Annotated in this window: 8 protein-coding genes; 3 read left to right on the top strand and 5 right to left on the bottom strand. The window is 71.9% G+C overall.

Going from position 1 to position 10,693, the window contains the following annotated elements; all coding sequences use genetic code 11:
- The first annotated feature begins 239 nt into the window (after positions 1 to 239).
- The gene (locus tag ACIQU4_RS11425; RefSeq protein ID WP_403728300.1) at positions 240 to 1,469 is read left to right on the top strand and encodes a PucR family transcriptional regulator; all 1,230 of its coding nucleotides are present in this window, start codon (positions 240 to 242) and stop codon (positions 1,467 to 1,469) included.
- Between the two features lie 144 nt (positions 1,470 to 1,613).
- Here the strand turns inward: ACIQU4_RS11425 and ACIQU4_RS11420 are convergent, their stop codons facing one another.
- From ACIQU4_RS11420 to ACIQU4_RS11405, 4 genes are all read right to left on the bottom strand, one after another.
- Positions 1,614 to 2,465, bottom strand: coding sequence for an RNA polymerase sigma factor (locus tag ACIQU4_RS11420; RefSeq protein ID WP_403728299.1), 852 nt, complete (start codon positions 2,463 to 2,465; stop codon positions 1,614 to 1,616).
- Positions 2,466 to 2,619: 154 nt separating this feature from the next.
- The gene (locus tag ACIQU4_RS11415; RefSeq protein WP_403728298.1) at positions 2,620 to 4,038 is read right to left on the bottom strand and encodes a DUF1996 domain-containing protein; all 1,419 of its coding nucleotides are present in this window, start codon (positions 4,036 to 4,038) and stop codon (positions 2,620 to 2,622) included.
- Between the two features lie 9 nt (positions 4,039 to 4,047).
- A complete protein-coding gene (locus ACIQU4_RS11410) occupies positions 4,048 to 4,713 on the bottom strand; it encodes a DUF4142 domain-containing protein (protein ID WP_403728297.1) in 666 nt (221 codons plus the stop codon).
- Positions 4,714 to 4,963: 250 nt separating this feature from the next.
- Positions 4,964 to 7,099: a SpoIIE family protein phosphatase gene (locus tag ACIQU4_RS11405; protein ID WP_403728296.1), complete on the bottom strand. Its 2,136-nt coding sequence runs from the start codon at positions 7,097 to 7,099 to the stop codon at positions 4,964 to 4,966.
- Positions 7,100 to 7,360: 261 nt separating this feature from the next.
- Between ACIQU4_RS11405 and ACIQU4_RS11400 the strand changes: the two genes are divergently transcribed.
- Both ACIQU4_RS11400 and ACIQU4_RS11395 read left to right on the top strand, forming a co-directional pair.
- Entirely contained in the window at positions 7,361 to 8,479 is a 1,119-nt protein-coding gene (locus ACIQU4_RS11400) for a PP2C family protein-serine/threonine phosphatase (RefSeq protein WP_403728295.1), read from the top strand.
- A gap of 181 nt (positions 8,480 to 8,660) precedes the next feature.
- On the top strand, positions 8,661 to 10,214 hold the full coding sequence (locus tag ACIQU4_RS11395; protein ID WP_403728538.1) for an alpha/beta hydrolase: 1,554 nt from the start codon (positions 8,661 to 8,663) through the stop codon (positions 10,212 to 10,214).
- Between the two features lie 22 nt (positions 10,215 to 10,236).
- On the opposite strand, the gene ACIQU4_RS11390 is transcribed toward ACIQU4_RS11395, so the two are convergent.
- On the bottom strand, positions 10,237 to 10,680 hold the full coding sequence (locus tag ACIQU4_RS11390; RefSeq protein ID WP_403728293.1) for an SRPBCC family protein: 444 nt from the start codon (positions 10,678 to 10,680) through the stop codon (positions 10,237 to 10,239).
- Between the last annotated feature and the right edge of the window lie 13 nt (positions 10,681 to 10,693).

The raw sequence follows: 10,693 nt of genomic DNA, 5'->3' as shown, positions 1-10,693 counted from the left end.
AAGATTCCCTTCCAACGGTGCGGTGGCAACGGGAGTGACGCCTTGTCCGCCACCACACCTCCCCGACGGCAAAACTCAGGCAAAGCCGCGGGACTGCAAGTGGATGGCACTCTCCTGGAGGGTGTACGAGGTGCTCAACTCCCCCGTCCGCACTGGCGCAGAGGGGGGACGGAGACTGCCTCGACAGGCTTGTCACCCTCCCACGGGGCAGGCCGTACCCCGGCATGAACGAGGTAACAATGTGCGAACTTCTGAACCGCATCTGGGCTCGTCCCCGAGGCGAATGGACCCGGGTCCTGCGACGGGAACTCCCCGCGCTGACCGCTGGGATGGTGGAGGAGCTGAGGGAGGAGCTCCCCGGGTTCTCCGCCCTCGTCGACGACCTCGACGAGGAGGTGGTCAGACAGCGGCTCGAAGTGGCCCTGCTCACCGCCCTCGGGTACCGCGAACCCGCGCCGCAACAGCGGGACAAGACCGCGGAGCACGCCCGCCCCGACGAGGATGAGGAAGAAGAGGAGGACTACGCGGCCGAGCACGGCCACCCAGGCCTGGAAGAAGAGGAGGAGGAAGAGGATGAAGAGCACCACGGTCCGCCGTCCGAGCTCCGGGACCCGCGCCGGCGAAGGCAGTTGGCCCCCCTGACGGTCGTTCCCCGCGAGGGGCTCGGTACCCGTTCCGAACGGGCCCGGCGTGAGCTGTTTTCCGCCCTTACTAGTGACATGCCCATGGCTGAAATCGCGCTCGCCGAACTGGCCGCCGCGGCCGGCTGGCCGCTCCCGGCCGAGATACGCGCCATCGTCCTCGCCACCCCGGGCGAGACCCAGCAGTTGGCGGCCGTCCTGGACGACGGACTCGCCGGCATGGTCGGCGGCCAGCCCTGCCTGCTGGTCCCGAGCCCGGACCCGGAGACCCGCGCCTCGCTGGAGGCCCTGCTGCGCGGCCGGTTCGCCGCCGTGGGCCACCCCGTCGCCCCCCGCGACACCGCTTCCTCCCTGCGGTGGGCCCTGCGACTGCTCTCCCTCACCCCCAACCGCCCCGGCCTGGAGGCGCGGGCCCTCTTCGTCGACGATCACCTCTCCACCCTTCTGCTGCTCCAGGACGAGCCCCTGGCGCACGCGCTGGCCGCACGCTGGCTGCGGCCGCTGTCGAACCTGACCCCGCGCCAGAGCGAACGGCTCGAAGTGACCCTTCTGGCCTGGCTCGAGGGCGGCGGTGCCCCCGAGGCCGCCAAGGCGCTGAGCGTGCACCCCCAGACCGTGCGCTACCGCATGCGGCAGCTCGAGAAGCTCTTCGGCCCCGGCCTGCGCGATCCGCGGACCCGGTTCGAGCTCGAAATGGCCCTGCGCAGCCGCCGCTTGATGGCCCAGGTACGCCGCGCCAACTCGCGGGTCGGCCGCAAGGTGCGCGTCGCCACCACCGACTTCCGGCCGCTGGGCGTCGGGCGCATGGCCCGCGTCAACGGCCTGTAACCCCCCGGGCCCCCGGCCCCACGGCCCCCTAGCCCTCGAAACCCCCGAACCCCCAACCTCCCCCGTACATACGGATTCGGCCCCGGTCCCCTCCCCCCGCCCCCGCGGAGCGGAGAGGGACCGGGGCCGCCGCGTGCCACCCGCCTACAGGCTCGCGAGTACGGCGGACGCCGCCCCGGCCCGCAGCGCGGCATTGAGGTCCAGCAGTTCGGCGTACGCACGGGAGCAGGACCGGCAGGCCGCCAGGTGCCGGGCGAGACCGCGGCCGCGGGGCCTGGTCCCGCGGCGGCGGATCACCGCCCCGAGCAAGCTGCCGTAGTGACGGCACCTGTCGTCGGCGGCCGTGTCCAGATGGGCCCGCAGGTACGCCTCGCGCAGCCCCTCGCGGGCCCGGAAGGCCAGCGAGGTCACCGCGCTCGGGGTGATGCCGAGCAGCAGGGGGACGGGGTGCGGGCAGTCGTCCTCGACGAGGGTGTGCCAGAGGACGGCCTTCCAGCGTTCGGGCAGGGCCTGGAAGGAGCGGGCGACGAGCCGGCGGTCCTCGCTGTCCAGCAGCCGGCGCTGCGGATCGTCCCCGTCGGGACCGGGCCGGCACCAGGCCTCGACGTCGGCCGTCAGGACGGTCCGGCCGGCGCAGACCCGCCACTCGACGGCCGTGCGGCGGACCACCGACAGGAGGTACGGACGCCACTCGTCCCGGGGCCCGGCTCCGGAGCGGACCGCCTGGAGCGTGCGGATGAACGCCTCCGAGACCAGGTCCTCGGCATCCTGCGGGGACCGGGAGCAGCGGCGCGCACATGCGAAAGCGGCGGCACTGTGCCGCCGGTAGAGGATCTCGCAGACGACCGGATCGCCGTCGCCGGCGGCGTAGGCCGCCCTGAGCCGCCGTATGAGCGCCCCGTCCGGGGGCTCGGGACGGGATTCGGGTCCGGATTCGGGTTCGGGTTCGGGTTCAGGTTCGGGTTCGGGAGGGGTGGTGTGACGAGAGCCGGACATGGCACTCCTCGTGTGTGTTCTCAGGGCCCTTGCGCAGGCCCCTTCGGGCAGTGGCACAAACGCGTACGCGGTGCCGGCCCGAAGTCGGCTTCGGACCGGCACCGCTCTCGGAGCGACGCGGGGGAGGTGGGAGGGCGGCGTCGCCCCGAGGTTCTCAGCGGCAGGCGCGCCCGTCGTTGATGCAGCGCACCGCGCCGGCCATCAGGCCGTTCGACATGACGTTGATGAAGTCTCCGTGGTCGGTCACCGGCTTGTGGAGCTGCTCGGGGAAGCTGTCCACGGCGAACCGGGAGCCGGGCGGCACGCTGTAGACGATCCGCTGCACCAGCTGCGGGATCGCCTTGAAGCCCTTCTTGCAGTTGCCGTTGGCGTCGGCGAAGGCCACGTGGGTGCGGTGGTTGGCGCTGTCGATGTTCTTGCCGTCCCAGCAGCTCTGGAAGTTGAACGTCCGTACGACGTCGCTGCCCTTGGGGCACACCGGATACTTGTCCTTCAGCTGGCGGTTCTCGAAGCCGGTGCAGCTCCACGACGCGTTCGCGTTGGCGTTGCCGTTGGTGAGGGCCTTGGCGTCGCCGGTGATGATCCGCATGAAGCGGGGCATCGCCGCGACCTTGCTCACGGGGCTGCCCTTGAAGTCGATGGTCACCTGCTTCGGCTTCAGGATCGTGCCGATGTTCGCGTCCTGGCCGCCGCCGGGCGCCTTGGCGTCGTTCTCCGCCTTGCCGTCGCGCAGCCGCAGCACCGGCCAGTAGTACGCCGACTGGTCGCCGTTGGTGCAGGTGGTTCCGGACTGGGCGAGGCTGTTGTTGGTGGAGAAGGCGTCGGTGGTCTTGTTGCCGACGTAGTCGTGCATGTGGTGGGCGCCGTTGCTCACACCGGGGGCGACGATGACGTTGTCCGGATTGAAGTGGTTCTCCTTGTTGGTCCCGCACTGCACGGCGAAGGATCCGGTGGAGGCGCCGCCGCGGGCCGCGGGCTTGCGCACGTTGGGCTTCACCGTGCCGATGGCGACGAAGTCGCTGCGCGCCGGGCCGCCCTTGGCCTGTTGTTGCTGCTGTTGCTGCTGTTGCTGTTGCTGCTGGGGTGCGCCCTGCTTCGCGGCGGCCTCGGCGCCGTTCGCGAGGGCCGGCTCGTCCGCCGGGTCGGCGGCCGCCGCCTCCTTCATCACGCACGCGCCGAGCCCTTGCAGTCCGGCGGGCTGCTGGCCCGCCTTCCCGAGCGTGTCGGACAGGTCGGTGATGGTCTTGTCGCGCTGCTGCTTCAGTCCGCCCAGCAGGGCCTTGCCCTTGGCCTGGCCGGAGGAGAGCTGCTGGTAGGCGTCGGCGACCTGGGTGTCGAGCTGCGCGAGGTTCTTGTCCACCTCGCCGCGGGCCTGGTCGGGTACGTTCTCCAGCTTGTCGCCGACGTCCGGGCAGTCGATGGTGGCGGTCACGGGCGCCGAACGGGCATCCTGCCCGGCGAAGGCGCCCTGTTCGACGATCACGACGCCGCCTCCGCCCAGGACCAGGGCGGACATCACGGCGAGGATCTTGTGCTTCGGCCGCAGCCGGCGTTTGTGGCCCTTTTGGCTCATGCGATCACTTCACTTCGTCGGTCGGTAAACGGGGGAGGAGGCGGGGGCGGTTGCGGAGGGGGTGCCCGGCGGGGCGTCCGCGAGGCCGTCGAAGTCGACGAGCCCGCTCGCCTCAAGGACCGTGATGTGGTCCAGGACGGTGGTGTTGGCGTCCGTGGCCAGGGCCCGGACCATGGAGTTGCGGGTCTGCGCGCGGATTTGTGCCACCAGCTGGAACACCTTGCCGTGCGCCCTGCGCAGCAGCTGGATGAACAGCTGCTCGTACTGGGGGCCTTGGGCCTTGTCCAGCTGGTCGAGCCAGCCCTGCTGCTGCGCGCTGGGCTGGCTGGGGAGCTCCATGCCGAGGGCCTGCCCCACCTCCAGGACCCTGCGGTCCAGTTCGGTGTGGCCTTCGACGAGATGCATCCCGGCGGTGCGGATGGCGGGCCGTGTGCCGCGCTGCATGGCCTGCCGCCCTGCGGGCAGCTCCCACAGACCGGCGAGCCGCACCTTGCGGACGAAGTCCCGGTCTTGGGGGGTGAGCGGCCCGAAGGCCGTGCTCTGGATCCCGCCGCCGTCGTCGTCGGCCGCCGGAGCGGTGGCGGCCGCGGCGTTCGCCCCGCCGAACTTCTGCACGGGGATCAGCAACGCGATCAGGGTGAAGGCGAGGGCGCCGATGACGACGCCGGTTGCCATCACGTGTCTCGATGCCACCGACATGCTGCCGACGGCCGACCGACGGAAAGACAGCACTGTGCCTCCTTGCTGCGTGGACCGGGAGGGGGCTGCGGCGGCTCGGGCTCCGACAGTTGCCCGTGTCCAATGCACCCGCGCTCCCCGGGTGCCTCGGGACGCTAGTGCCAGTTGTGGTGCCTGTTTGGAAGGACCATCACGAATGGACAAACATCCGGGCAACTCCCTGAAAGGCTGGTACCGTTCGCGAGCGCTAGCGCTTGGGCGCCTCGGGCACGGGTCGGGTGCGGGCCACGAGCAGGGCCACGTCGTCGCGGTCGTCCGGCTGGCGCAGTTCGGCCAGCAGCAGGTCGCAGGTCTCCTCAAGGGGACGGGCGGGGTCGTCGAGCAGGGCCGTGAGCGCCTGCAGACGGATGTCGATGTCCTGGTCGCGGGTTTCGACGAGCCCGTCGGTGTAGAGGACGAGCTGGTCGCCGACGTCCAGGTCCAGCGCGGTGGCCTCGAAGGGCACGCCGCCGACCCCGAGGGGCGCGCCGGTCGGCAGGTCGAGGAGCTCGGGCGGCCGCCCGGGGCTCGTCCGTACGGGCGGCAGGTGGCCGGCGGTCGCGATGCGGCACCGGTTGCGGTGCGGGTCGTACACGGCGATCACACAGGTGGCCATGGTGTGCCCGAGTCCGGTGGCGGTGTGGTCGAGCCGGGTCAGGACGGTGGCGGGGTCGAGGTCGAGCTCCGCCAGCGTGCGGGCGGCGGTGCGCAGTTGGCCCATGGTGGCGGCGGCGTTGATCCCGCTGCCCATGACGTCGCCGACCACCAGGGCGGTCTTGTCGTCGGGCAGCGGGATGACGTCGAACCAGTCCCCGCCGACCTCGCCGGCCGCCTCGGCGGGCTGGTAGCGGTAGGCGATCTCCAGCCCCGGGGTGGGGGTGGGGTGGTGGGGCAGCAGGTGGCGCTGGAGGGCGAGGGCGGCGCGGCGCTGCTTCTGGTACCAGCGGGCGTTGTCGATGCAGACGGCGGCGCGCGCCGCGAGCTCGCTGGCGAGCAGGACGTCGTCGTGGTCGAACGGGAGCGGATTGTCGGTGCGTTGGAGGCCGAGGGCGCCGATGACCTCGCCGCGGGCGATCAGCGGTACGGCCAGGTACGAGTGGAGCCCGGCCGCGGCGAGGAGGGTGGCGGCGTCGGCGTCCCGGGCGACGCTGGGCAGTTCGGCCTCCGTGACCTCCGCCACGAGCACGGGGCGGGCGGCCCGTACGCACTGGGTGACCACCCGGGTGGTGTCGTACCGGGCGATCGAGCCGACCGGGTCGGCCGCGAGGGTGGCGGGGGTCGGGCGGGCCGCCTTGACGGCGAGGGCGCGGAACTGGACGGTCTCGTCCGTCGGGGCCCCGGGCGGGTGGTCGCCCGTCAGGACGGCGTCGAGGACGTCGACCGTGGCGAGGTCGGCGAGCTGCGGCACGGCGATGTCGCCGAGCTCGCGCGCGGTGACCCAGAGGTCGAGGGTGGTGCCGATGCGTACGGAGGCGTCGGCGATCAGGGCGAGCCGCTGGCGGGCCAGGGCTACGGCCATCGAGGTCTTGTGCTGTTCGGTGACGTCGACGACGGAGGCGGCGACGCCGAGCGGCCGCCCGGCCGGGTCCTCCAGCCGGTAGACGGAGAGCGACCAGGCGTGGTCCTGGTCGGGGTCCGCGGGCGTACGGCCGGTGGTGAACCGGTTCAGCTGCGGCTGGCCGGTGGACAGGACCTCGCGCATGGCCGACTCGATGGACTCTGCGTCCAGGTGCGGCAGGACCTCGCGGAGGTGGCGGCCCAGGTGCCCGGCGGCGGGCAGCCCGTTGATCCGTTCCAGGGCCGGGTTGACCAGGACGTAGCGCAGCTCGGTGTCCAGGACGGCCAGGCCGATCGGGGCCTGCGCGACCAGCCGCATCGACAGGGCCAGGTCGCGTTCCACGCGCCGCACGGTGGCCTGGTCGGAGGCGATGCCGAGGGCGTAGAGCCGCCCGTCGGCGTCCTCCAGCCGCATGTTGCGGAATTCCGCCATGCGGGTGCTGCCGTCCTTGTGCCGTACGGGGAACGCCCCGGCCCACTCGCCCCGGCCGGCCATCACCTCCTTGAAGAGGGAGAGGACCATCGCCAGGTTCTGGTCGTCGACGAGCAGCTGGGCCGCGAGCCGGCCGAGCGCCTCGCCGGTGGTGTAGCCGAACAGCTCCTCGGCCTGCGGGCTCCACAGCGCGATCCGCCCCTCGGCGTCGAGGACCACCGCCGCGACGCCGAGCACGTCGAGGAGGCCGGGCCCGGTGGCGGGGTCGACGGAGGGTTCCGGGGCGGCCGGCGCGGCCGGGGGCCCCGGGCTCGCCGGTTCCTGGTCGGCCGGGAAGGCGTCCGCCGTACTCATGCCGGCCGCTCCTTCCCGTCCACTGCCGCAGGGCGGTGCTTCAGCCTGCTCGGTCTGCGCGCCCGGATCGGCGCCCGGGGTGCTCCCATCCTCTCTCCACTCCCCCGGACCGGCAGCGCAGCCGCCTCCCGATACGGCCGTACGACGGAGCGCGGGCGGTGCGCGGCCGGTGCGCGGCCGGTGCGCGGCCGGTGCGCGGCCGGTGCGCGGCCGGTGCGCGGCCGGTGCGCGGGAACAATACGCGCGGTGTATTCAGGAGTCATGGACCACCGGCCGCCGCATCCGAGCCTTCGCCACGTCGGCGAACCGCGCCTGCCCCTGCTGGCGGTTCCCTTCGCGCTGATCGCGGTCGTCACGGTGGTCGACGTCCTGGCGCCGCCCGATGTCCACCTGGGGCCGTTCCTGGTCGCGGCCCCGGCCGTCACCGCCTCCTTCGCCGGTCCGTGGATGACGGGGTTCGTCGGCGCGGTGGCCGTCGCGGCCCAGGTGACGGTCGCCGTGTTGCGGACCACCGCCACCGACCTGAACCACACCTTCCAGATCATTGCGCTGGTCCTGATCTCGATCTTCGTCACCGTATTCGCACACCTGCGCGAGGTCCGCGAGAAGCAGCTGACGCAGCTGCGCTCGGTCGCCGAGGCCGCCCAGGAGGTGGTCCTGCGGCCGCTGCGCGACCGGATGGGCCCGCTGCGCCTGGCCTCCGTCTACCTGGCCGCGGAGGCCGAGGCCCAGATCGGCGGGGACCTGTACGCCGCCACCCGCACCCCGAACGGCACCCGGCTGATCATCGGCGACGTCCGCGGCAAGGGCCTGGAGGCGGTCGGGGACGCCGCCCTGGTGCTCGGCGCCTTCCGGGCCGCCGCCCACCAGGAGGTGGACCTGCCGACGCTGGTCGCCCACCTGGAGGCCGCCGTCGCTGCGGACCCGGACGATACGGGCGAGCCGGCCGGCGAACCCGGCGAGGCGTTCACCACGGCGGCGGTACTGGACATCCCCGATCGGGAGATGACCGTACGGCTCATCAGCTGCGGGCACCCGCCGCCGCTGCTGCTGCGAGGAGGACGGGTCGTCCCCCTCGAGGTGGACCATCCGGCGCCGCCGCTGGGCCTGACGCAGTACGTGGACAGCGGCTTCGCCCCGCAGTCCTTCTCCTTCGAGCCGGGCGACGTGATCCTGCTCTACACGGACGGCGTCATCGAGGCCCGCGACGCCGAGGGCGCCTTCTACCCGCTGCCGGAGCGCGCCGCCGACTGGCCGGGGGACGGCCCGGACGCGCTCCTGCGGCACCTCTGCACGGACCTGCTGGCGCACTCCCCGGGCGGCAGCCTGGACGACGACGCGGCGATGGTGGCCATCGAGCGCGTCAACGGCGGCGCCTGACCCCTCCCGTCGCGTCCCGGTCGTGACATCAGTTCCTTTGGCGTGTCGGCCAGTTGTCCGGATTTGAGCTCGTTCGTGAGACTCATACGGACCGGCCCTTCGGGATGATTCGCCCGGGGGCCTTCGTACAACAGGGTGGTGAGGCCATAGCATTCACGGAAGGAAACGGCTCTTCGTGAACATGAAACGCCTCGCACCCATGCTCGCCGCCGCCGGTCTCATCGCGACCACCGTCCCGCTGCTCTCCGCGACGCAGGCCTCCGCCGCCCCGGCCGCGGAGTACACCCCGCAGAAGCCGGCGTGGCAGCGCTGCAGCACCGACCAGCCCGCGTCGTACGAGTGCGCGACGATCAAGGTCCCGCTCGACTACCGGCGCCCGCAGGGCCGCACGATCGACCTCGCGATATCGCGGATCAAGAGCGAGAACCCGGCCAAGCGGCACGGTGCCATGCTGCTCAACCCGGGCGGCCCGGGCGGCGGGGGACTCGATCTGCCGCTGATGATGAACGAGTTGATGCCGAAGGACGTACGCGACCAGTACGACCTGATCGGCTTCGACCCGCGCGGAGTCGGCGCTTCCACGCCCATCACCTGCGGGCTGACCGACGCCGAGCAGAATTTCGACCGGCCGTACAAGGAGGAGACGTACCCGGCGGACGTTGCCTGGGCGCGTACGGTCGCTGAGAAGTGCCGCGAGAAGTCGGGCTCGATCCTGCCGTTCGTCACCACCCGCAACACCGCGCGCGACATGGACGCGATCCGCGCCGCGCTGGGCGAGAAGAAGATCTCGTACGTCGGCTACTCGTACGGGACGTACCTGGGCGCGGTGTACACGCAGATGTTCCCCGACCGCAGCGACCGCTTCGTGCTGGACAGCGGCGTGGACCCGCAGCGCATCTGGCGGGGCATGATCCAGGTGTGGGCGACGGAGGCGGAGCCCGCCTTCAAGCGGTGGACGCAGTGGACGGCCGAGCGCTCGGCCGACTACGGGCTCGGCGACACCCCGGACGCGGTCTCGAAGACCTTCTGGGACCTCGTGGCCCGGGCGAACCAGGAGCCGATCGAGTTCGAGGGCACGAAGCTCACGGGCGATGACATCCGCGCCGCGCGGGCCCTCTTCTTCTACCCCTCACAGGCGGCCCCCCTGGTCAAGGCGCTGAAGGACGCGGCCGACGGCAAGCCCGTCCGGCTGACCGAGTCCCAGCGGAAGCTGCTGAAGCCGACCGCCGAGCCGGCGTCGGACAACGGCACGGCCGTCTTCTGGTCCGTGGTGTGCGGTGACACGGAATGGCCCCGCTACCCGGAGCAGTACGAGCGGGAGGCCGTGAAGGACAAGGCCGAGTACCCGCTCTACGGGGACTACGCCTCCAACATCAAGCCGTGCGCGTACTGGCAGCGGCCGATCGAGCCGGCGACGGCGATGAAGACGAAGACCAACGTGCTGACCGTGCAGAACGAGTGGGACTCCCAGACCCCGCTGGTCAGCGGCCAGGGCCTGCACAAGGCGCTGAAGGGCTCGCGGATGGTGCTCGCGATGGGTGGTGAGGGCCACGGCGTGTACCTCGCCGACCCGAACTCCTGCGCCAACGCCACGGTCAACTCCTACCTGGCGACGGGCAAGCTGCCCGCCCAGGACGTGACCTGCCGGGCGACCCCGGCCGCGCAGGAGCGCCGCTCCGAGATCGCCCCGCAGTCGCCTCAGCGCTTCCCGGTCCTCACCGACCGGAGGTTCTGACCCCGTAGGCTTCGGCCGCCGATCAGGACGCCTCCACGGCGGCCTTGATCCGGCGGCCGAAGTCGGGCGCGTCCTTGCGGGCCGCGCCCAGTGCGAAGCCCACCAGCAGCTTGCCGAGTCCGTGCCCTTCGAGGGTGTTGAAGATGCGGACCCGGGTGCGGTCGCCCGGGAGGGCTTCGAAGTCGTACCCGCCCTCGGCCGTGACCAGGTTCTTGCTCTGCTCCGTCCAGCGGATCATCCGCTGCGGCTCGAACCCGGTGATGCGGAATTCGCGGCCGGTCTTCATCCCGGCGTCCTTCACCGTGCTGCGGAAGACCGTGCCCACACCGGGCGGACCGTCGGGGGTCCTGCTGATCTCCTGGACCCTCGGGCTGAATTGCGGGTCGTTGCGGCCGTCGGCGAGATAGGCGAAGACCTCCCCGACGGGCCGGTCGATCTCGACGGTCGACTCGAACTGTCCGGACATGACTGCTCCTCCG

The organism is Streptomyces sp. NPDC090741 (assembly GCF_044769045.1).
In the GTDB taxonomy this organism is placed as follows: Bacteria; Actinomycetota; Actinomycetes; order Streptomycetales; family Streptomycetaceae; genus Streptomyces.
The sequence above is the reverse complement of the archived record's forward strand: the minus strand, read 5'-3'. Positions and strand labels throughout refer to the sequence as shown.